The organism is Pseudomonas sp. BCA17 (assembly GCF_004519405.1).
Taxonomy (GTDB): Bacteria; Pseudomonadota; Gammaproteobacteria; order Pseudomonadales; family Pseudomonadaceae; genus Aquipseudomonas.
On the sequence record NZ_SGWI01000004.1, the window covers coordinates 238815 to 260466 of the forward strand.

Genomic DNA, 21652 nt, shown 5'->3' on the forward strand with positions numbered 1-21652 from the left:
CCATGAACCCCACCTTCAAAGCGCTTAGCTGATCTCGGATGCTGTGTTCCCGATTCTCTCAGAAGCCAGCCCGCCATGATGCGACCCGATGCCAAAGTCGAAAAAGTCTATCTCTACCCCAAACCCGTGGACTTTCGAAAATCCATTGATGGCCTTACTGCGCTGGTCGAGCTGGATATCAAAGTTGCGGTATTCGACCCTGTGCTTTTCGTCTTCCTCAACAAGCCACGCAACCGCGTGAAGATTTTGTATTGGGAGTGCAACGGCTTCTGCCTTTGGCTCAAGCGCCTCGAATCCGAGCGATTCAAAACATCGCCCGATGCCACGGACGAGGCGATTATCCTGACCGTCCAGGAACTCAACTGGTTACTGGACGGTTTCGACCTCTGGCGCAATCGTCCTCATCAGGTTTTGACGCCTCGATACGTGGCCTGATTCGGTATAATCCGGGCATGATTTCCGTGCCCGAAAACCTCCCCGACGATCCTGAATTGCTCAAGCAGCTGCTTGCGAAGATGCAGTCCAGAGTCGGTTTCCTCGAAGAAGAAAATGCGCTGTTGCGTCAGCGCCTGTTCGGACGCAAGTCCGAGCAAACGGCAGATCCGGCAACGCCGCCGCTACCGGCCGATCTCCCTCGCATCGAAGTCATCCACGAGCTTTCCGAGCATGAACTGACCTGTGCCTGCGGCTGTCGCAAACACACCATCGGCGAGGAGGTCAGCGAGCAGCTTGAAATCGTGCCGATGCAAATCCGCGTGATCAAACACGTTCGTAAGGTCTACGGTTGCCGTGCCTGTGAAACGGCACCGGTTACTGCGGACAAGCCCGCTCAGTTGATTGAAAAAAGTATGGCCAGCCCAAGCGTGCTGGCGATGCTGCTGACCACCAAATACGTGGACGGTTTACCGCTTCACCGTTTCGAAAAAGTGCTGGGCCGCCATGGCATCGATGTCCCGCGCCAGACCTTGGCCCGCTGGGTTATCCAGTGCGGCGAACACTTGCAACCACTGCTGAATTTAATGCGCGACCGGTTGCTGGAAAGCCGCATCATCCACTGCGATGAAACCCGGGTACAGGTGTTGAAAGAGCCTGATCGGGAGCCAAGCAGTCAGTCTTGGATGTGGGTGCAAACCGGCGGCCTACCCGACAAACCAGTGATCCTTTTCGACTACTCCACCAGCCGGGCTCAGGAGGTGCCGACGCGTCTGCTTGATAGTTATCGCGGCTACGTGATGACCGATGATTATGCCGGTTACAACGCGCTGGGCGCTCAGGTCGAAGTGGAGCGTTTAGGCTGCTGGGCACATGCGCGGCGCAAATTCATTGATGCTCAAAAAGTACAGCCCAAAGGCAAGACGGGGCGCGCTGATATCGCGCTGAACCTGATCAACAAGTTTTACGGTATCGAACGCGACTTCAAGACCAGCGGCGATGCGGAACGCAAAGTTGGCCGGCACGAACACAGCCTGCCGGTGCTGGCTCAGTTGAAAAGCTGGATCGAAAAGACGCAGCCCCAGGTCACCGCTCAGAACGCGCTGGGAAAAGCCATCACCTACCTGGCCAATAACTGGAGCAAACTTGAGCGGTATGTCGAGGAGGGCTACTTGCCGATCGACAACAACTCAGCCGAACGAGCCATCAGGCCCTTCGTGATCGGAAGGAAGAACTGGTTGTTCAGCGACACGCCCAAAGGCGCGACCGCCAGCGCTCAACTTTACAGCCTGGTTGAGACCGCCAAAGCCAACGGCCAAGAGCCCTATGCGTGGCTGCCACTGGCATCTTCGATTGAGGATTACGAAGCTTTATTACCCTGGAACTGCTCGCCGGTATCGCATAGTTAAACGCGCTATCCACCATGGCTGGAGGGGTTTATGGTGAGCTTAAAGATACGAGCGGAGCAACGATCATGGAATACAACGATAAATTGATTGAAGAAGCCATGCTTGCCCTGTTGGCAACCTTCAGTTTTGGTGACGGCAATGCTTGGAAAGGGTTTGACTTCGAGACCATGAATCGATTGCATGAACAGGGTTTAATCAGTAATCCGGTGAACAAGAACAAATCAATTTGGTTGACGGATGAAGGGCTGGAGCGAGGTCGGCAGATAGCCGACCGGTTGTTTGGGGTAAGAACTCAAGCAGAGCATGTATCCGACTCGGATATCTGACTTCATACCCCGGCCATACGGTAGGTGGGGTTTATGGAGCGCTTACCTTCATCTCACCCGACTATTTAAATACTATGTTTTTCCGTCAGACGTCAGCTTAGCCGCACTCGGTACTTCTGCGATAAAGACGCTCTTGCCACCTTATCTGCCAGCGGAAAACTTTATGATACATGCAACCGCAATTATTGATCCCGATGCAAAAATTGGCAGCAATGTAAAAATCGGCCCCTACAGTATCGTGCATAAAAACGTCACCATTGGCGACGACACTGAAATTGGTGCCTACTGCGAAATTGGTTTGCCAACGAAACTGGCAAATGGACGCCCATTGATAATTGGAAAAGCGTCCATCATTCGTTCTCACTGTGTATTTTACGAAGGATCTTCGTTTGGTGACAACCTCACGACAGGCCACAGAGTTACAATCAGAGAACTAACCACCGCCGGGGCGGGTTTCCAGATAGGGACACTTGGCGATATACAAGGTCATTGTGAAATTGGCGACTACGTAAAATGCCATAGCAATGTTCACATCGGACAGCATTCAACGATCGAAAACTATGTCTGGATTTTCCCCTATGTCGTATTAACCAACGACCCTCACCCGCCGAGCGAAATAATGTCTGGCGTTAAGATCGAAGAGTTTTCGGTCATTGCAACAATGTCCGTCATCCTGCCAGGCGTCACGGTTAAAAGAGGGGCATTAGTCGGTGCGCACAGCTCGGTGAGCCGAGATGTGGCGCAAGATACGGTAGTTGCCGGGTCTCCTGCGAAGCTGATTTGCAGCACCAGCAAAATTAAGCTGAAGGATGGCTCAGGGGACAGCGCATACCCTTGGCGCAGGCACTTCCATCGCGGCTATCCAGAAGACGTCGTGACCAAGTGGATTAAAGAGTTTTCTGAGCAATAAACCTACTGATAGGGCGTGCGCACTTCGACTTAATCTCTGACATCCCGAGCGCACGCTCTCCTAACAATCCCCCCTGGAAAACACGCCAGGGCGTATCTAGCCATCATTAAGCCACCATCCAAAAAGTGGCACCACGGGCGGTCGATAAACCAGCCCGAGCGCCCTCAACCAAACTGTAAAACTCTGACCCTGACACTGGCAGTATTCACCTGTAGAATCGCATGAGCCAACGTCAACCCTGATTAAGCTCAAGGACCAGCTGAAGATGAAAATTTATGCAATCGTAGGGGCCGGCGGGTTTGGTAGAGAGGTCGCCCCCCTAGTCACTCAAATGACTGAGATCACCGCCTATGATGATTTCAAAATTTTATTCGTGGATGACCATTCTCAAGACAAGGTTATTAACGGTTACACCGTGGTCGATACCGAAACCTTTCTGAAAATGGACGGCGACAAATTTTTCAACATTACAATCGCCAACAGCAAAACCAGACAATCTATCGCCGAGCGGCTCATAGAACTGGGTGTAAAGCCGTTTTCGATTTCAGCGCCGAACGCAATTAATCTGAGTCATAACAGTATTGGTGAGGGTGCTGTTTTTTGCCCTTTTACTACTGTCACTTCCAATGCGACCATTGGTAAATTCTTTCACGCTAACCTCTACTCGTACATTGCGCATGACTGTGTGATCGGCGACTACGTGACGTTTGCCCCCAATGTGCAGTGCAATGGAAGCGTTGTGATAGAAAATCATGCTTATATCGGCACTGGCGCGATGATTAGACAGGGCACACCGGATAGGCCGATCGTGATCGGTGAAGGTGCTATTGTCGGCATGGGTTCGGTAGTGACAAAAAGTGTCGCCCCGTACACCACCGTATTTGGAAATCCTGCAAAACCACTACGGTCCGCCTAAGCGTTAAGGAATATATTTGATATGAAAGAAGTCAAGGTTGCCGTTATCGGCTCAGGAACGATGGGAAAGGGCATCGTCCAAGTACTCGCGCAATCCGATGCGACTGCTTCTATCGTCTGGATTGGCCGTTCCCAAGCAGGCAGTGAAGAAGCTTTTGAAAACCTGAACGCTCTTTGGGAGCGCATGGTTAATAAAAAAAGATTAGCGGCAGAAGATGTTTTGAAGTTTTCTCAGAAAATTCGGACAGCTCACCACTATGAAGCACTCAAAAATTGCGACTTGATTATTGAAGCCGTCTCCGAGGACATGTCGGTCAAACACGGTATATTCCGTGACATCGCACTGTATGCGGACACGACATCGCTAATAGCTTCAAATACCTCATCGCTATCGATTACTGAGTTAGCCAGCCTTACTAAAAACCCAGAAAATGTCATAGGCCTGCATTTCTTCAACCCCGCTCCAGTCATGAAGCTTGTTGAAGTCATCGTCGGACTCTCTACCTCTAAAGAAACCGAAACCTGGGCGTTCAATTTCGCTAAAAGCTTAGGGAAAGAGCCGGTACTGGTTAACGAAGCTCCAGGATTCATCGTCAACAGAATGTTGATCCCGATGATCAATGAAGCTATCGGAATTCTCGCAGAGGGCGTCGCCAGCGCCGAAGAGATAGACAAGGCCATGAAGCTGGGAGCGAATCACCCTATTGGACCTCTTGCCTTGGCGGACTTGATCGGAAATGACGTTAACCTTTCGATTATGGAGACCTTGCATAACGAGACAGGCGATCCAAAGTATAGAGCGCATCCTTTACTGAGAAAGATGGTCAGAGCAAACAAACTGGGTAGAAAGACCCACTCTGGGTTTTACGAATACTAAAAAAAAACCGGACTATCGTAATAGTCCGGTTTTTTTATTCTTGGGTTACGCAGTGATGCTCTATAACATCAAGGCTCCAGGCGGCGCTGCTGATAAATCCAATCAACAATTTCACCATCTGGCGTGTAACCACTGACTGTGTCTCGCAGCAACTGGCGAACACGAGCGTAGTCATCCTGATCTACCGCCGAAATCAGCTCTGTCAGTTTGACCTTAAGAACATCCCACGCAATATGATCTTCATTGGCGCTCATGATCATGGGGTGCTGTGTGGCCACGACGTTATTGCCTATCAGCAACTCCTCGTACAGTTTTTCTCCTGGCCGCAGACCGGTGTACTCAATCGCGATATCGCCGTGGGGATTCTTTTCAGTGCGCAAACTCAAACCGGATAAATGAATCATCTTCTCGGCCAGCTCGACGATTCTAACCGGCTCCCCCATGTCCAACACAAACACATCCCCGCCCTGCCCCATCGACCCGGCCTGAATGACCAACTGGGCGGCTTCAGGAATAGTCATGAAGTAACGGGTGATTTTCGGATGAGTAACGGTGAGGGGGCCGCCCGATTTAATTTGCTTGTGAAAGAGTGGAATCACGGAGCCGGAAGATCCAAGGACATTGCCAAAACGAACCATGGTAAAGCGCGTTTTATTAACCCGCAGGATGTTTGCCTTATCACCAAACAAGACCGGCGCCAGTTCACGACTAAGGGCTTGTAATGTCAACTCGGCCAGTCGCTTGGTGCTGCCCATCACATTGGTCGGGCGAACAGCCTTGTCAGTGGAGATCAATACGAAGTTTGAGACACCCGCCTGCAGCGCTGCCTGGGCGGTATTTAACGTACCGATCACATTATTCATCACCCCTTCGGCAATGTTGTGTTCAACCATCGGCACATGTTTATAAGCTGCAGCATGATAAACCGTGTCGACATGCCAGGTTTTCATGATATCCAGCAACTTATCCTGATTACGAACAGAACCCAATATTGGCAACACGCGCACAGAAAGTGATTCACGGGTAATACGCTGCTCAAGCTCGGACAAGATACTGTAGAGGTTGAACTCACTGTGCTCGAACAGTAACAACGTGGTGGGGCGAAGCGCTAAAATCTGCCGGCATAGTTCCGAACCGATGGACCCACCCGCACCAGTCACCAGTACACACTGATCTTTGATGCAGTACTCCAACAACTCATCCTGCGCAGGCACAGCATCGCGCCCGAGCAAGTCGGCGATGTCTACCTCCTGGATATCGTCAACTTTAACTCGCCCACTGGCCAAGTCCATAAACCCTGGCACACTTCGCACGTGCAGCGGAAAACCCTCGAGAAACCCTAAAATTTCCCGGCGCCGCGCTCGATTTGACGAAGGGATCGCCAAGAGAATTTCCTGCGCGCCGGTGGCATCAATCATCCGCTGAATATGTTTAGGCTTATAGACCTGCAGGCCGGAGATTACCCGATCAGAAATACTGCTGTCGTCGTCAATAAATGCGACAGGCCGCATGACACGCCCCATGCGCAACGCCGCTACCAACTGATTACCCGCAGCACCTGCGCCGTATACGGCCACGCGTGGCAGGCCATCTTCACGGTTGGTAAACGGCACGTGCTGGGCAGCAGCAAACCAATCGCCCAAGAAATACTGACGCATTGCCAGGCGCAGGCCGCCAACCATGATCAGGCTGAGCCACCAATAGTTGAAGATAATTGAACGCGGCACCACGCTCTGATGGTTGCTGTACCAATAAACAACAAAACCCAGAATCAATGATGAAAGGCTGACGGCCTTGACGATGGCGATAAGGGCATCATTGCCGAAGTAGCGCATTACCGCCCGGTACATTCCAAAGCGAATGAACAACGGAACAGCAACGATGGGAGCACATATGAACAACCACAGATGAAGCTTGACCGGATTGGTCATCTCATCCATTCCCAGCCGAACGACAAACGCCAACCACAGCGCGGCCCAGACCAGAACAACATCTGTAGCCACCTGCAGAATGCGCTTCTGCCGACGTGGAAGACTCAACAAATACGTTCGTATGCTATCCATATATACCTTGAACACCTCTCCGGTACCAATCAAACCCTTCATTCATAAACATACGCAGTGCAACACCCATAAAAGCTATCCGACCGAAGCCTCCGTGACGACATCGATTATTACCTGGCACGTGAGGTCCATTTCGGCACGGGTCAACGTAGGGTGCACCAGGAACATCATACTCGTCTCACCCAATTCCTTTGCATTTGCCAATCGCTGGGCAGGTCGCCACCCAGTATTATCGAATGCCTTTTCCAGGTACACCTCGGAACAGGAGCCTGAAAAAGCAGGCACTCCGCGGGCAGCAATTTCGCTCAATATGCGGTCCCGAGACCAACCATCTTTCAACTGCTCCGGGCGCACAAACACGTAGCATTTATAAGCAGCGTGAACACTTTCCTCAGGAAACAGCGGAACCCTCAACGCTGGGAGCTCACGCGCAGCGTCCCATATACGCGTGGCGTTCTGCTCGCGCTGGGCTTGCCATGCTTTCATTCTACCCAACTGAATTCTGCCGATGACAGCCTGGACCTCCAACATCCGCCAGTTGGTACCGAAACTTTCGTGTAGCCAGCGAAAACCGGGGGCGTGTTGACGCTCATAGACAGCCTCCCAACTCTTGCCATGATCCTTATAGGCCCACATGTCAGCCCAGAGCGCACGGTCATTAGTGGTCACCATCCCGCCCTCGCCACCCGTGGTCATGATTTTATCCTGACAGAATGACCAGGCACCGATGTGCCCGATAGAACCGACCGGACGGCCTTTGTAGTAAGCACCATGCGCCTGTGCGCAATCTTCGATAACCATCAAATCATGCTGGGCAGCAAGCTCCATGATGGGATCCATATCGCACGGCCAGCCGGCGAGATGCACACAAATAACGGCACGGGTACGAGGCGTTAACACCGCTTCAATGGATTGCGCTGTAAAATTTTGCGAGTCACGATCTACGTCAGCAAAAATCGGCGTGGCACCTGCATTAACGATGCTGGAAACCGAGGCCAGAAACGTTCGCGACGTTACGATAACCTCATCGCCTTTACCAATGCCTAACGCGATGAGGGCCAGGTCCAGCGCAACGGTGCCGTTGGCAAGTGCAATCGCGTAATCGGTGCCGGACCAGGTGGCGAACTCACGCTCAAACTGGCGTGTTTCCTGCCCAGTCCAATAGTTGACCTTGTTCGACAAAATAACATCACGAACGGCATTGGCCTCTTCTTCGGTGAACGAGGGCCAGGGGGAAAATGATGTTCCCAACATGAATAACACCTTAAATTTTTATCAAGACTAAGTTAAGAAACTCAAACACTTGGTCAGAACAGCCCTTCCAACCAAGCTCCCCCGCTTATTTATTTGGACCCGGTAAACTTACTCATGGTCGCTTCGCCATCAGCACTGATCCCTTCCCTGACGATAACTTTTCTGATCGTCAGTATAATAATTTTCAGATCAAGCCATAACGACTTATTGTCGACATACCAGACGTCCAGCTTGAATTTCTCCTCCCAGCTTACCGAGTTTCTACCGTTGACTTGAGCCCAGCCAGTTACCCCGGGCCTCACGCAATGACGGCGGTACTGTTCGACGCTGTAGAGCGGCAAATACTCCATCAGTAGAGGTCGGGGTCCGACCAGGCTCATGTCGCCTTTCAAAACATTAATCAAGCCTGGCAGCTCATCCAAGCTGCTGGAGCGTAAGAAGCTACCGAAGGGCGTCATCCGTTGCGCGTCAGGCAAGGGATTGCCTTGCTGGTCGACAGCGTCAAGCATGGTACGGAACTTCATCATTTTGAAAGGTTTGGCATTCAAGCCTGGCCTAATTTGGCTGAATAACACGGGTGAACCGAGTTTTCGCTTGACCAACCATGCGACCACGATCATGAGGGGGCCTAATAGGATTAGCCCACACAAGGAAGCAAAAATATCAAATGAACGTTTAAGCATTTTTAACTCAACACAAATTATTATCAGGCTTCAAAGCGATTGCATTAAAACACCGTTATATACCCATACCCTGCAACATGGCCGCATTGACTTTATCAACGTTATACTTAAGCTCGGCCAATGCCCGGGATTTTTTGCCCATACTCGAGATAAGCTCCGGCGAGTGGACGAACTTCAACATCGCAGCGGTTAGTCCTTCTACATCCTTGACCGATATCAAAAAACCATTCTCCCCATCAACCACCGTCTCGCGACAACCTGGAGCATCCGTGGTGATAACAGGTCTGCCCATTGCCATGGCTTCAAGAACCGTGCGAGGCGTTCCCTCTCGATAAGATGGCAAGACATAAACAGATGAGTCCGCTATCGCCGGTCTGACGTCTTTCAAGCGACCCAAGAACGCCAATGTACCATTAGCGATCCAAGCATCCAGTTCTTCTTGCAGAATCGCATCAGGATTTTCGTCGATCCACCCTACGACCTTGAACACGACATGCTCATACTCGGCCCTTACGGCCCTGGCCGCACCGACAAACTCACGCACGCCCTTGTCGCCAAGAAGTCGGGCAATCAAGAGGAAGCTAATTTTCTCAGGCAGCGGGACAACATTAAAGTCGCCCAAATCAACCCCCGAACCGTTCACTACGGTAGAGGGAGTGCCAGACCCGATCAATTTGAGTTGCTGAAACAACGCCTGGTCATCCGGGTTCTGAAAGAAAACCCGGGTCGCAGATCGCAAGGACAACGCGTACAAGCGCTGCACCAGAGCGCGAAGCAAACCACGGCGCTCGCCCTTCCCATCATTCGATCCCTGAAATGCATAACCCAGCCCGGTGATCAGAGCAAAACGCCGGCGAATCCTCATCAATCGAGCAGCGAGCAAACCATAGATAACCGGCTTCACCGTATAGGCCAAGACCGCGTCTGGTTTCACGTGCGCCATGAGCTTGCAAAGCGACATGAGGGTGAAAAAGTCGGCGAACGGGTTCATACCGACTCTGCGCAGCGGAATTTCGTGCACGATCACACCTTTATCTTCCAGACGGCCCCTCACAGGACTATCCGAAGGGAGATCCGGCGCGGCGACATGCACCGTCAAGCCTTTAGCAAGCAACGCGTCCAGTAAAGGCCCGCGAAAATTGATCAGCGAATCTGGATAGCTGGCGATTAATAGAAAATTCATTTTTTATTGCTCTGCCAACCAAGCTTGAAACATAAGAATATCCCACAGGTGATGCTGCCAATTTCTGCGTCCGCTCAAGTGTTCCGCCCACTTTTTCCGGATGGGTTCAGGATGAAAGTACCCCTCTAGGCGCAGGCGCCCTTCATCGAGAAGGTTCTCTGCCCATTCTCTCAAAGGTCCTCTGAGCCAACTGTCCAGCGGAATACCGAAGCCCTGCTTGGGACGCTCAATAAGCTCTTTAGGAACATACCGATATAGCACTTCGCGCAGTAACCACTTGCCCTGATTATTCCGAATTTTCAGGTCCAGGGGCATGCGCCACGCTAGCTCAATAACGCGATGATCAAGCATTGGCACACGCGACTCCAGACTGACAGCCATTGAAGCGCGATCTACTTTGACCAAAATATCGTCGGTCATATAAGTCTGCGTATCCATTGCCATCATCCAGTGCTCAAAGCTATCAGCCACAGGCCAAGCCGCCTTGTCGGTGAATAGCGTTGCCGGCTCGTGCGCGCCTATTACAACACTGGCGGGATCCTCCCAATGGCTGTTCAGCTGATGATAGAAGTCCTCACCACTAGCAATACCGAGCACCGAGGCCAGCTTATGAGCTTTATCCCCGGGCGTCGCAAGGTGCAAGCGTTTGGGCAGTAAAGGCTTGCTCAACTGAAACAACTGGTCCCACGCACTCGGTGATAAAGCACGCAGCATTTTAGCAGTCGCGCTACGCGCAAAACCTGGCAAGCGGTGCATTTTCTGCCAGACCTGTCGGGCAGTGAGATACCGGTTATAGCCGCCGAACAGCTCGTCTCCGCCATCCCCACTAAGCGCGACAGTAACCTCTTGCCTGGCCATGTGACTGACCAGAAATGTTGGAATCTGAGAACTATCGCTAAATGGCTCGCAGTACATGGATGCAAGCTTTGGAATAACCGCCAGGGCATCCTCGGGGCGCACATAGAGTTCCGTATGCTGCGTTCCCAAATGCTTCGCCACGGCCTTGGCATGCACCGCCTCGTCATAGCCACTTTCGTCAAAGCCTATAGTGAAGGTGCGAACTGGCTGATTGCTTTGGGCCTGCATCAACGCAACGACTGTGCTGCTGTCGACACCGCCACTTAAAAACGCACCGAGTGGGACGTCGGCCAGCATCTGTTGCCCGATACTCAGTCGCAGCTGGTTCTCCAGTGCATCGGTCGCGTCTTTAGGCGATCCCGTAAAAGGATTTGCCAGCCCAGCACTAACGGCATCATTGACCGACCAATAGGCCTGAGATTCGGAACATTTTGCGGCGGCAATATCACCCAGCGTTAAAGAAACATAGTGCCCAGGCCGGAGCTTGGAAATGCCCTTATAAATGCTGTAAGGCGCAGGAATACAATTGTGACGCAGCATCAGCGCCAGCGAATTACGGTCGACGACGGCGCTAAATCCGGGATACGCCTTCACCGCACTCAATTCAGATCCAAATAGCAAGACATCATCCTGCCATCCCCAGTAAAGAGGTTTCTCCCCCACCCGATCACGCGCGAGCGTCAATACCTGCTCTTGCCTATCCCAAAGCGCAAACGCGAACATGCCGACCAGCGACTTCAGCGCCTTCTCGATGCCCCAATGAGCAAGGCATGCCAATAAAACTTCAGTATCGGAATGGCCCACCCACGGAAGCGTACCGCTTTCTTCCTCAAGTTTATTACGCAGTTCCAGATGATTATAAATCTCACCATTGAACGCCAGGACATAGCGCTGGTCGTGAGAATGCATTGGCTGGTGGCCCGCGCTGGTAAGGTCAACAATCGCCAGTCGCCTGTGCCCCAATGCAAGTCCAAGGTCATCAATCCAGATGCCCGAATCGTCGGGCCCACGATACGCTATGGCATCGTTCATTTTGGAGATGACTTGGTATAGCTCAGGGCGCTTGGACGGATCGAAAAGACCGCTTAATCCACACATTTTATTAAATCCTGAATTTAAGGCCGCGAAGGTAACGTGGTTGAAGCCTTGAAAATTAAAACTGAGATGACAAGACAGCCGGCAACTTTACCTGAAAGATAATTACACTAACCTGCCCGACCGCCCGCGACGAAGAGTATATCCCTGATTCGCGGCGCTTGAACTTGCACCGAAAATAGGTTCTCTACCGCATACAACCCTTTGCTGCCATAAAATAGGCGTAAACCCTGGTCGCCCAATAGCGTATCAAGGCAGCGATGCCAATCCGATATATCTGTGGCTAACATTCCACACTCGTTGTCTTCGACAATATCAACATTCACGCCTACAGGTGATGCAATAACCGGTACCCCGCACGCCATGTACTGAATGAGCTTATACCCACACTTGCCCTTTTCCCAACGCCCATCAATCAATGGCATAATGCCAATATCAAGCGCTTGAACAAATCCGGTTTCAGCATCTTCGCTCCATGTGTGCACCTCGACATCGATACCTTGAAGTTCGTCGATAACGCCCTTACTAGCCCCCATCAACACTACGCGAGCGCCATAAGTCTCACAGGCGGCTCTGAGAGCATCTCGAATTTGGACAACATACTTTTCAGTTGAGGGTGAGCCAATCCAGCCGATAACCAATTTTTTATTCGGCGCTGGTAAAGTTCTTCCGTAGCGAGAATGTTCGACCACCGTCGGTATCACCTCAACATGAGGCGCACCCGCTTTTAAGGCGCGCTCAGCGAGGTAGGCGTTGCCTGCGATGACACATTCGGCGTGACGCATTACTGTGTCAATCTTGGAACCCAAAAGAGTTCGAACCAAGGCACTTGAAGAAAGATCATACGTGTGAAAAACCGCGTCATCGTAATCAACGATATACGGAATACCAAACAACTTTAGAAGCCTTTCAGCGACGGCCGGGCAAAACGGAAATATTTCCTTTTCGATCCATACCACATCATAACGCCCAGCTTTAAACAGCACCAAAAGACGCAAAATATATTGCTTCAATGTTAAAAACAACGATCTGCCGCCGCCTCGATAAAGGTCCTCAAGGTATTTATCATCAAACAGTGTCTCACTGTCCACTTGCAACCCTTCAGCTTCCAAAAAAGGCAGGAACTGAAGCGTTCGAAGACGCGTGCTGGCTCCCATACGAGAATATTTTGGAAGTAATAAAATTTTCATTTCGTTCTCAACAACTCAACTAATTTGATAGCATATTCGTTGTGCAGCCAACAGACCTGACAAGACACTGATAGCATTCATCAATCACGGGGATATGTGCCGCCTGTTCGGATGAAGGAAACGCCCGGCAAATAGAGGGAGCAGTATGAACATTAAATATAGATAAGTGGTCAATGAGAACTGCCACGCGTAAAACATCATGATAAGCGCATACATGAAGCAACTGAGTATGGCCAGGTAATAGCCTTTTCTTTTCGCTGCAAACACCCGGAGTAACGCGAAAAATGCACCGAGAATTGCCGTACAGATTATGACCCCTGGTAACCCACCAAACAAATAAGGAGAGGCGGCGTAGGTCAGAACGTTGAAGTCTTTATCAGTGAGACCCAGGTCGAGAGGAGGACAAGAGTATAAGCCCAGCGACAGCAGATCGATGAACTTACCAAATACCAGGTCAGCGCAGCCTAAATAATCTTTGCCCTCGGTCCATTGTGAAAAAGCCGTCACAGCATATCCCAAGTACAGCAGAATAAAGTCATAGCCTTTATCACCGCCGGTTTTTCCGGTGCCGACAGCCACGATGATAAACAAGGCAATCAGTACAGCGAGCGAAAGCAGCAGCCCCTTCAGCCTAACCCAGCCCTCGTTGATAGCGGTGTAACCCACAGCGACAAATATAAACATCATACTTGTCCTCTCCGCCATGCTGAACGCCGACGTCAAATAGATAAGCGCCGCCACCAGGCAAGGAAACGCTCGTTTTTTTTGTGCATAGTAAAGTGCCAAACCGAGCGCGAACAAAGCAAAATGCTGAGCGCCATACGAAGGCTGGTGCTCCCACGTGTTTGCGATCCTCAACGCCAACAAAATACTTCCGTAGTTTCCTTGAATACCGAACACATAAATTTTATACAGGGACAGTAATAAGCCTAAAAATGCAAAAAACCAATAAAGCTGAATGACAATACGATAGGGCGAGATCACGTCAGATTTTGGATAAGGTATGCCTACCAAATCCAGCGCTACATAGACGACCATGTAAACGATTACAAAAGACAGCACACCCAACAAGTAGACACTGTGCCCCCACTCCCAAGGCTGCTCCAAGGCCAGCAAGTTAGTGCAAAACATCAACAGGGTAATGAACAGCAATACGAAGACCGGGGATACTAGAGCCTTCTTAAAAAACATTCTCAATTAAACCACCGTTCAACCACGACTAGAGAAAACAAGGTATAAGCGAGCTCATTACCGTGCTTTAAGATCAATTGGACTTACCCACCACTTTCCGTCCCACCAACCCTATTACCGCTGGCACAGCTACCACTATGTCCCTGAACTTCGAAGCCCTAAGCATGCTGATTGTCGTGGCTAAGTCACCGTTCTTCAGGGCGGACATCACATAAGAAGCCAAGGCACGCGCTATCGCTTTGCGTTGAATAGGAGCCGGCGCAAGTGCCTCCATCAACTCCCGTACCATGAGGTATTGTCTCTTGATATTCCTATAACTGTTTGTTTCGTGCTGCCGATAACCAACAACACTCACCTCAGGCGCGTAGAGAAAATCCACATCACGAACAGGAAAGCGCGTGAACAACTTTATAAATGTAGGATAATCGTCCAGCATCAATTTTGGATCCCAGCCACTGATCGCCCGCAATGCATCAGTCCTAAAAACTGTAGATTGCAATAATAGTGGGGACGGATAATTCAAAAAAATACTGCGCCCCATGGCATCTGGGCTTAGGCTAAAAAATTCATCCTGAGAAGCCCCGTATACCGGCGTTCTTTTTTCTGGAGCCTGATCAAAAAAAGCGTAACCACCACCGATACAAAATTTTGCATCAGGGCTTGCTAGCAGCCTCTCGACACATTGTTTAATTCCTGTTGCCTCTGGGATGTCGTCAGAGGCTACCAAGTAAAGAAACTCACTGTTTGCCTTGCTTAAACCCAGGTTCAGTGACGACACAAGACCGCTATTTGGCTTGGAAATAAACTCGACGGAGCCGTCAGACAAGTTCGAAATAAAATCCCCGATCGCATCAGCAGACCCGTCTGTAGAACCATCGTCAATCACCAAGATTTTTCGTCCAGGTAAATCAACTGCCCGCGCGGCCTCAATACAACCAAACACATAATTAATATGATTATACGATGGTATCAAAAGCGTAATCATGCTCTGCTCATTTTCAAATGATTATTTAACTTTTTCAATTCGCGCGACATGCAAACACCCATTACAACCCAATACGCCGCATAATTTATTGCATAGGCAATGGTCACTCCCTGCAACCCAAATCCTTTAGTAAACAGGCAGGACAAGATTACAAAAGAAGCAGAAAAAACAATTTCCGTGACCATGAAAAGCTTGAACATCGCTTTCCCGAGCATCAGATAAGCCATTATCCAGCTGCCGATCTTTAAGGTGTCGCCTAGCATTTGCCAGGCAAACAGATCAGTCATCGGTAAGAACTCAGGTGTAAAAAGCAGCTTCACGATCATATCGCGAAAAAGATAAATTATTAGCGCGCCCGCCGCGGTCAGGGGCAAGATGACTTTATAACCACTTGAGATTTCCGCCCTGATATCTTCCGCTTTTTTCAATTCGGAAAATCTGGGCAAATAATAGACACTCAACGTTGTGGTGATAAGCATCAGGTAAGCGCCGCTCAACCTCGTCAATGCCTCCCAATAACCAGCTGCCTCCCACCCAAAACTTTGACCCAAATGATTTCGCACCAGAATCTGACTAACAGGCACACACGCCACAGATGTGAGCGACATTGCCGTATATTTAGCCAAATTCCGGGCGACGCCCGGATCAATCCGTCCGATAAAATACCGAATCTTGAACCACGTCGCTGAGTAGCAAAGAAACAATGTTACAAAAAAACTTAACGATTGATAAACGGCCAATGCTACCAATGCACCGTAGAGCCCCCACATAATCGCCATATATGTGGTAACAGCTAGTGCAAAGAGACTTCCTGCGATATTTGATATGACGTAGCGGGGAATTTCTTTTTTACCGTTTAGCACTGCCAGCAGTAAAGTATTCAGAATAAACAACACCAATGTTGCTGAAAACCAAACAAATACACCGCCAAACGCTCGATCATTTAAAAAAATCAGAGACAGTCTTTCATTAAAAACGGAGACAAGCACGCCCGTCACCAGCGCACCAATCAGCGATATGCTGCCTGCCGTGCGCCACACCGTTCGCTGCCGCTCTTCATCTTCATGATACTCGGCGGTGTATTTAGTGACGCCAGCATTGATGGCGCCACTGGCAAACGTTGTAATCATCTGCACTGCGTTTTGAAACTGGCCAAGCGCGGCATACCCCGCAGGTCCGACGTAGACCGCAAGGATTTTGTTTATACATAACAGCGTCACCATGCGTACAACGACTGCTATACCATTCAACAAACTGGTTTTAAAAAACGTCATTCTACCGCGGCGCCGTTAAAACTATTACAGGCTTCGATAACAATGGAAACGTCTTCCATATTCATCGTCGGCCCAATCGGAAGGCTAATGACCTCGGCGTGCATGCGCTCGGTAATATCAAAACTCAATTCAGCCCACTCGGCATAAGCCTCCTGTTTGTGCGGCGGGATAGGATAATGAATCAGCGTCTCCACACCTTTGGCACGCAAATGGTCTTGAAAGGCCGTTCGATGCTGACACCGAACAACAAACAGGTGCCAAACATGTTCCGAGAAGGCACTAGCATCAACAGACTTATCAAGTGGCAGCTTCAACGCTTGGTTTTTTATACCCGCCATGTAGGCAGCCGCAATACTCCGACGCGCGCTCATATCCTTTTCCAAGTGACTCAGCTTCACTCGCAACATTGCCGCCTGCAGCTCATCCAGGCGACTGTTCACGCCTTTATAGATGTTGTTATATTTCGACTTCGACCCATAATTGCCTAAGGCTCGAATAGTTTCAGCAAGTTCATCATCATCCGTGGTTACGGCACCGGCATCTCCCAGCGCCCCCAAATTTTTACCCGGATAGAAGCTGAATGCTGAAGCGCTGCCCCAACTACCTGTCTTTTTGCCCTTTACGCTTGCACCGTGTGCTTGAGCCGAGTCTTCGAGCACTAACAGGCTATATTTTTGCGCAAATTCATTAATAGCAGGCATATCGCAGATTTGCCCATAAAGATGGACGGGCAATATTAGCTTGGTGCGATCGGTCAGAGCGGCTTCTAAACTCGCTGGAGACAAGTTGTAGGTATCGTTATCAGGTTCAACCAACACTGGAACCAAACCGTTCTCGGTAATCGACAGAATGCTCGCAATGTATGTATTGGCCGGCACGATGACTTCGTCACCCTCCTTCAATCGCCCCAGTACTTTCCACGCGCGTATGGTTAATGTCAGGGCGTCCAAGCCATTAGCTACACCTATACAGTGTTTCACACCACAGTACGCTGCAAACTCAGCTTCGAACGCCGCTACTTCTCGGCCTGATATATACCAACCAGAATCAATAACTCGAGTACATGCTTCAATCAACTCAGAACGCAGCGAGGCGTTGATGCTTTTCAAATCGAGAAAATTTACCATCTTTATATAACCTGATTAGTTTCTAAGGCGGTGAATAAGGCAGGCGCACTATCGCTGACGTTATACAACACACTGCTTGACTTTAAATAACGCAGCCCATCACCCGAACAATGCCGCGTAACAACGCACGCACTCGCACGACGGTAGAGTGCCGCAAGACTATGAAGAGGTTGATATTCTAGCCTGGTGTGCGATGGCTAAAAACTCTTCGTAATTTCGAATATAATCTGCTTCATCATAAGGTGCGCTTGCCAGCACCAGCAGTACACACTGCTCACTGAAGTCATGCATTTCACGCCACATGCCACCTTCAATCAAAATCCCTTTGGTTGCGCAATCCAGCCAAACATCTTCTCGTTTAACGCCATCATCCAATACCATACGGCACTTGCCGACCAGGCATATAGCGACCTGCTTCAAGCTCCGATGGGCATGGTATCCGCGGCTAACGCCTTCAGCCGTTCGATAAATATAGTAAACACGCTTTATCTCAAACGGAACGACCTCACCCTGTTCGATTGAAACCAGACTGCCTCGCTCATCACCCAGCGTCTGGAAATCTATCCATTTAATAAGACTCATCATACCCTCTCGAAACTATTAGCCGGCTGTACATACCCTTTGACGTCACTTTAAAAAAGTGACATACCATGGCATCGCCTTTGCCACACCATCCTCTATCAGATAGGCCGGTGAATAACCAAGACTGGTTTTGATTTTCCCAATGTCCGCTTGAGAATGCCTCACGTCGCCCGCACGAAAATCTCGATATACCGGATCTTTGCGATAATCAACACCGTTAGCCGCCAGCTCTTTTTTCAAAGCATAAAACAGCGTATTGAGTGTTGTACGACCACTGACGGCAACATTATAAACCTGATTGCGAACCGCCGGGTCTACAGCAGTAGCTGCCAACAAATTAGCTTGGACCGTATTTTCTATAAAACAAAAATCGCGACTCGTTTCACCATCGCCATTTATAAATATAGTTTCGTCCTTAATCATGGACGCGGCCCATTTTGGGATAACGGCTGCGTACGCCCCATCAGGATCTTGCCGTTTGCCAAACACATTAAAGTAGCGAAGGCCAATAGTATTGAAGTTATAGCAGCGCGCAAACACATCAGCATATAGTTCGTTGACGTACTTCGTCACTGCATAAGGAGACAAGGGACTACCGATCACGTCTTCTACTTTCGGCAACCCTGGGTGATCACCATAAGTGGAACTGCTGGCGGCATAGGTAAAACTTTTTACCTTGGCATCCCGCGCAGCCACCAGCATATTCAGAAAGCCGTCTATATTAGTTTGGCTTGTCGTGATCGGATCATTCAGGGAGCGAGGCACGGAACCAAGAGCAGCCTGGTGGAGCACGTAATCTACGCCAGCACAAACTTCATGACAGACATTCAGGTTTCGGATATCACCGTTAACAAATTTGAACCTGAGCCACTGCTCAGCATCGACGCTCTGCTGTACTTCATCGAGATTGCGCTGGTGGCCTGTAACAAAACTATCAAGACCAACCACGTGCTGATCCAACTTCAAGAGTGTCTCGAGCAAATTCGAACCGATAAAGCCTGCCACCCCAGTGATAAGCCAAACTTTTGGTTCAGCGGGAAGACTTTTTATAAGCATTTCGTAACGCGTCATAGTATCCACTTCGTAGAGAAAGAAAGCCTAAAATTGCCCACTGCTACGTGGGCATCGCCAATACAATCACAAACGAATATCAGATTGACCGCGCTCCAAAAGATATTTCAGGTCATACAGGACGTGTTTGCTCTTACCAAGGGCGCGAATTTTCGCAGCCCCCATCGATCGAAATTCATTATGAGCCACCGCAAGTACCACGGCGTCATAGGTGTTTTCAATCGGGGCGTCAATAGGCTTGATGCCGTATTCGTGCTCCGCCTCGACGCCACTGACCCATGGGTCGTACACGTCAACAGCGATATTGTATTCTGCCAGTTCCCGCACGATATCGACGATTCTGGTATTACGCAGATCGGGGCAGTTTTCCTTGAATGCCAACCCCATAATCAGCACCCGGGCACCGTCGACATGAATACGCTGCTTGAGCATCGCTTTTACCAACTGCGAAACGACATAAGCCCCCATGCTGTCATTCAGACGACGCCCCGCGAGTATAATTTCGGGGTGATAACCAATGGACTGAGCTTTATGGGTCAGATAATAAGGGTCGACGCCAATACAATGCCCCCCTACCAATCCAGGACGGAAAGGCAAGAAGTTCCACTTGGTACCGGCAGCTTCAAGCACAGCCTCGGTATCAATCCCCATTTTATTGAAAATAATGGCCAGTTCGTTAATCAGCGCAATATTTAGATCACGCTGTGTATTTTCAATAACCTTAGCGGCCTCTGCGACACGAATGCTACTGGCTTTGTGTGTGCCAGCAACAATAATTTCGCCGTACAGCGAGTCCACAAGATCAGCGACTTCAGGGGTAGAACCTGCAGTCACCTTTTTAATCGTAGTAACACGGTGTTCCTTGTCACCCGGATTGATTCGTTCTGGGCTATAACCCGCAAAAAAATCAACATTAAACTTGAGCCCCGAGAATTTCTCCAATACGGGCACACAGTCTTCTTCAGTGGCGCCTGGGTAGACGGTCGACTCGTAAATGACGATATTGCCCTTCTTCAATACCTTGCCGATACTTTCCGATGCCTTGATCAACGGAGTCAGGTCCGGCTGATTGTATTCGTCGATTGGCGTGGGAACAGTCACTACGAAAACGTTACACGTTTCCAGCTCATTTAAATCCGAGCTAAAACCGAGAAACTTTGCAGAAAGCAGTTCGTCGTCGCTCACTTCCAGCGTCGAATCATGCCCTTCCTTAAGCGCTTCGATGCGAGACTTGTTGATGTCAAACCCAACAACAGAGCGGTGCTTTCCGAACTCTACAGCCAACGGCAGGCCAACATACCCTAGACCAACAATAGCAAGTTTAATGTCTTCTAATAACAACATGTGTTTGTTCCATAAGAAAAGCGCGATTCCGTTTCAGCTTCGCACTGGTAAATTTAAATCGAAACGTCGATTACGCTCGTGTTGGCTAGGGAACGCGCCTCGCGAAAAAATTGTCACTGGCCAGAGCCGCCGAAATTTCAACCTTCCCTGAATTCTGCCGCTGATTCTCAATGCACTTGAGAGCGCGGAAAATAAAATAATCCCACGCTACCGCCCCAAGGTTTTTAGTCATCCCCCTGAAGACTCGCCTGCTGCTATCACGCCACTCACGCCTCGCTGCCAGCCCCACCCAAGCTGCTCAAAGGGACAACAATCTGTCGCTGACGGCTTAACATGTTGATCAACAAAATAGCTCTTTCCTCACCGTCCATCGCCATGAAGATGGACTCAAACCCGGAAAAATCGCCGTCGAGGATAACGACCTTATCACCTGCATGATACGTAGGAACAACACCCAAATCCGCCCGCTCCTGCAGCGCATGAACGAGGCCTGAGGCCACTCCCAGCGGCGAGCCGCCAAAAGCAACCATGCGACTGACCCCCTTTGTCGACCGCAGCGGGGCCCAATTGGCACCTTCCGGAAGGTGGACAAACAAATACCCGGGAAACAGTGACTCCGTAATGAAGTGTTGCCGTCCTCGGCTGACCCGTTCGCGCCTGAAGACTGGGCGAGAGCAGACATACCCTTGCCGCTCGAGATTCTCCTGAGCACGCCCGTCTTGCTTAGGCTTGCATTGCACCAGATACCAGTCGCAACGCAACGAGGTATTGGGTTGCAGGACGACTGAGTGCCTATCTACACCCATAGTTTTTTCACGAATATCATTTTCCATGGCATGCCATTACATTTGGGTCGACAGATGTATTTGTCAGGCTACATTGA

General features: G+C 50.0%; 20 protein-coding genes. 6 read left to right on the forward strand and 14 right to left on the reverse strand.

The features are described from left to right. The first annotated feature begins 75 nt into the window (after positions 1 to 75). The 6 genes from tnpB (at position 76) to EXW71_RS17275 (ending at position 4869) form a co-directional block, all read left to right on the forward strand. Positions 76 to 435, forward strand: coding sequence for an IS66 family insertion sequence element accessory protein TnpB (gene tnpB, locus EXW71_RS17250; protein ID WP_256657097.1), 360 nt, complete (start codon positions 76 to 78; stop codon positions 433 to 435). A 17-nt stretch (positions 436 to 452) separates the two neighbouring features. Beyond that, on the forward strand, positions 453 to 1841 hold the full coding sequence (locus tag EXW71_RS17255; protein WP_134659766.1) for an IS66 family transposase: 1389 nt from the start codon (positions 453 to 455) through the stop codon (positions 1839 to 1841). Positions 1842 to 1906: 65 nt separating this feature from the next. Beyond that, on the forward strand, positions 1907 to 2167 hold the full coding sequence (locus tag EXW71_RS17260; protein WP_134659764.1) for a DUF6429 family protein: 261 nt from the start codon (positions 1907 to 1909) through the stop codon (positions 2165 to 2167). 163 nt (positions 2168 to 2330) lie between these two features. Further along, positions 2331 to 3077: an acyltransferase gene (locus tag EXW71_RS17265; RefSeq protein WP_134659762.1), complete on the forward strand. Its 747-nt coding sequence runs from the start codon at positions 2331 to 2333 to the stop codon at positions 3075 to 3077. A 265-nt stretch (positions 3078 to 3342) separates the two neighbouring features. Continuing rightward, on the forward strand, positions 3343 to 3993 hold the full coding sequence (locus tag EXW71_RS17270) for an acetyltransferase (RefSeq protein WP_134659759.1): 651 nt from the start codon (positions 3343 to 3345) through the stop codon (positions 3991 to 3993). A 21-nt stretch (positions 3994 to 4014) separates the two neighbouring features. Further along, positions 4015 to 4869, forward strand: a complete 855-nt coding sequence (locus EXW71_RS17275; RefSeq protein ID WP_134659757.1) for a 3-hydroxyacyl-CoA dehydrogenase family protein — start codon at positions 4015 to 4017, stop codon at positions 4867 to 4869. A gap of 68 nt (positions 4870 to 4937) precedes the next feature. On the opposite strand, the gene EXW71_RS17280 is transcribed toward EXW71_RS17275, so the two are convergent. The 14 genes from EXW71_RS17280 to rfaH all read right to left on the reverse strand — a co-directional run bounded on the left by EXW71_RS17280 (position 4938) and on the right by rfaH (position 21575). Next, the gene (locus EXW71_RS17280) at positions 4938 to 6932 is read right to left on the reverse strand and encodes a nucleoside-diphosphate sugar epimerase/dehydratase (RefSeq protein WP_134660022.1); all 1995 of its coding nucleotides are present in this window, start codon (positions 6930 to 6932) and stop codon (positions 4938 to 4940) included. A 75-nt stretch (positions 6933 to 7007) separates the two neighbouring features. After that, positions 7008 to 8186: a DegT/DnrJ/EryC1/StrS aminotransferase family protein gene (locus tag EXW71_RS17285; RefSeq protein ID WP_134659755.1), complete on the reverse strand. Its 1179-nt coding sequence runs from the start codon at positions 8184 to 8186 to the stop codon at positions 7008 to 7010. A gap of 89 nt (positions 8187 to 8275) precedes the next feature. After that, the gene (locus EXW71_RS17290; protein ID WP_134659753.1) at positions 8276 to 8869 is read right to left on the reverse strand and encodes a sugar transferase; all 594 of its coding nucleotides are present in this window, start codon (positions 8867 to 8869) and stop codon (positions 8276 to 8278) included. A gap of 55 nt (positions 8870 to 8924) precedes the next feature. Further along, on the reverse strand, positions 8925 to 10052 hold the full coding sequence (locus EXW71_RS17295) for a glycosyltransferase family 4 protein (RefSeq protein WP_134659751.1): 1128 nt from the start codon (positions 10050 to 10052) through the stop codon (positions 8925 to 8927). Between the two features lie 3 nt (positions 10053 to 10055). Continuing rightward, a complete protein-coding gene (gene asnB, locus EXW71_RS17300; RefSeq protein ID WP_134659749.1) occupies positions 10056 to 12008 on the reverse strand; it encodes an asparagine synthase (glutamine-hydrolyzing) in 1953 nt (650 codons plus the stop codon). A gap of 107 nt (positions 12009 to 12115) precedes the next feature. Beyond that, positions 12116 to 13195, reverse strand: coding sequence for a glycosyltransferase family 4 protein (locus EXW71_RS17305; RefSeq protein ID WP_134659747.1), 1080 nt, complete (start codon positions 13193 to 13195; stop codon positions 12116 to 12118). A gap of 84 nt (positions 13196 to 13279) precedes the next feature. Continuing rightward, positions 13280 to 14386 carry an O-antigen polymerase gene (locus EXW71_RS17310; protein ID WP_134659745.1) on the reverse strand — a complete coding sequence of 369 codons (1107 nt, stop codon included), beginning with the start codon at positions 14384 to 14386 and terminating at the stop codon, positions 13280 to 13282. Between the two features lie 73 nt (positions 14387 to 14459). Continuing rightward, positions 14460 to 15371: a glycosyltransferase family A protein gene (locus tag EXW71_RS17315; RefSeq protein ID WP_134659743.1), complete on the reverse strand. Its 912-nt coding sequence runs from the start codon at positions 15369 to 15371 to the stop codon at positions 14460 to 14462. Further along, complete coding sequence (locus EXW71_RS17320) at positions 15368 to 16645, reverse strand: O-antigen translocase (protein ID WP_134659741.1); 1278 nt, start codon at positions 16643 to 16645, stop codon at positions 15368 to 15370. The genes EXW71_RS17315 and EXW71_RS17320 overlap by 4 nt, the downstream gene beginning before the upstream one ends. Beyond that, positions 16642 to 17772 (reverse strand): DegT/DnrJ/EryC1/StrS aminotransferase family protein, encoded by a 1131-nt coding sequence (locus EXW71_RS17325; protein ID WP_134659739.1) that lies wholly within the window; start codon positions 17770 to 17772, stop codon positions 16642 to 16644. The genes EXW71_RS17320 and EXW71_RS17325 overlap by 4 nt, the downstream gene beginning before the upstream one ends. A 159-nt stretch (positions 17773 to 17931) precedes the next feature. Beyond that, complete coding sequence (locus EXW71_RS17330; RefSeq protein ID WP_134659737.1) at positions 17932 to 18354, reverse strand: FdtA/QdtA family cupin domain-containing protein; 423 nt, start codon at positions 18352 to 18354, stop codon at positions 17932 to 17934. A 45-nt stretch (positions 18355 to 18399) separates the two neighbouring features. Further along, on the reverse strand, positions 18400 to 19425 hold the full coding sequence (locus tag EXW71_RS17335; RefSeq protein ID WP_134659736.1) for an NAD-dependent epimerase/dehydratase family protein: 1026 nt from the start codon (positions 19423 to 19425) through the stop codon (positions 18400 to 18402). Positions 19426 to 19491: 66 nt separating this feature from the next. Next, a complete protein-coding gene (tviB, locus tag EXW71_RS17340) occupies positions 19492 to 20769 on the reverse strand; it encodes a Vi polysaccharide biosynthesis UDP-N-acetylglucosamine C-6 dehydrogenase TviB (RefSeq protein WP_134659734.1) in 1278 nt (425 codons plus the stop codon). A gap of 266 nt (positions 20770 to 21035) precedes the next feature. Continuing rightward, positions 21036 to 21575, reverse strand: a complete 540-nt coding sequence (gene rfaH / locus EXW71_RS17345; RefSeq protein ID WP_134660021.1) for a transcription/translation regulatory transformer protein RfaH — start codon at positions 21573 to 21575, stop codon at positions 21036 to 21038. Positions 21576 to 21652 lie beyond the last annotated feature (77 nt).

Excerpts from the sequence above, each read along its gene's own strand:
- EXW71_RS17275 (WP_134659757.1), top strand. The coding sequence starts at position 4,015 with ATGAAAGAAGTCAAGGTTGCCGTTATCGGCTCAGGAACGATGGGAAAG.
- EXW71_RS17285 (WP_134659755.1), bottom strand. The coding sequence starts at position 8,186 with ATGTTGGGAACATCATTTTCCCCCTGGCCCTCGTTCACCGAAGAAGAG.
- EXW71_RS17290 (WP_134659753.1), bottom strand. The coding sequence starts at position 8,869 with ATGCTTAAACGTTCATTTGATATTTTTGCTTCCTTGTGTGGGCTAATC.
- EXW71_RS17335 (WP_134659736.1), bottom strand. The coding sequence starts at position 19,425 with ATGACGCGTTACGAAATGCTTATAAAAAGTCTTCCCGCTGAACCAAAA.
- EXW71_RS17270 (WP_134659759.1), top strand. The coding sequence starts at position 3,343 with ATGAAAATTTATGCAATCGTAGGGGCCGGCGGGTTTGGTAGAGAGGTC.
- EXW71_RS17325 (WP_134659739.1), bottom strand. The coding sequence starts at position 17,772 with ATGGTAAATTTTCTCGATTTGAAAAGCATCAACGCCTCGCTGCGTTCT.
- EXW71_RS17260 (WP_134659764.1), top strand. The coding sequence starts at position 1,907 with ATGGAATACAACGATAAATTGATTGAAGAAGCCATGCTTGCCCTGTTG.
- EXW71_RS17295 (WP_134659751.1), bottom strand. The coding sequence starts at position 10,052 with ATGAATTTTCTATTAATCGCCAGCTATCCAGATTCGCTGATCAATTTT.
- tviB (WP_134659734.1), bottom strand. The coding sequence starts at position 20,769 with ATGTTGTTATTAGAAGACATTAAACTTGCTATTGTTGGTCTAGGGTAT.
- EXW71_RS17310 (WP_134659745.1), bottom strand. The coding sequence starts at position 14,386 with ATGTTTTTTAAGAAGGCTCTAGTATCCCCGGTCTTCGTATTGCTGTTC.
- EXW71_RS17305 (WP_134659747.1), bottom strand. The coding sequence starts at position 13,195 with ATGAAAATTTTATTACTTCCAAAATATTCTCGTATGGGAGCCAGCACG.
- EXW71_RS17320 (WP_134659741.1), bottom strand. The coding sequence starts at position 16,645 with ATGACGTTTTTTAAAACCAGTTTGTTGAATGGTATAGCAGTCGTTGTA.
- EXW71_RS17315 (WP_134659743.1), bottom strand. The coding sequence starts at position 15,371 with ATGATTACGCTTTTGATACCATCGTATAATCATATTAATTATGTGTTT.
- EXW71_RS17255 (WP_134659766.1), top strand. The coding sequence starts at position 453 with ATGATTTCCGTGCCCGAAAACCTCCCCGACGATCCTGAATTGCTCAAG.
- EXW71_RS17280 (WP_134660022.1), bottom strand. The coding sequence starts at position 6,932 with ATGGATAGCATACGAACGTATTTGTTGAGTCTTCCACGTCGGCAGAAG.
- asnB (WP_134659749.1), bottom strand. The coding sequence starts at position 12,008 with ATGTGTGGATTAAGCGGTCTTTTCGATCCGTCCAAGCGCCCTGAGCTA.
- EXW71_RS17265 (WP_134659762.1), top strand. The coding sequence starts at position 2,331 with ATGATACATGCAACCGCAATTATTGATCCCGATGCAAAAATTGGCAGC.
- EXW71_RS17330 (WP_134659737.1), bottom strand. The coding sequence starts at position 18,354 with ATGAGTCTTATTAAATGGATAGATTTCCAGACGCTGGGTGATGAGCGA.
- rfaH (WP_134660021.1), bottom strand. The coding sequence starts at position 21,575 with ATGGGTGTAGATAGGCACTCAGTCGTCCTGCAACCCAATACCTCGTTG.
- tnpB (WP_256657097.1), top strand. The coding sequence starts at position 76 with ATGATGCGACCCGATGCCAAAGTCGAAAAAGTCTATCTCTACCCCAAA.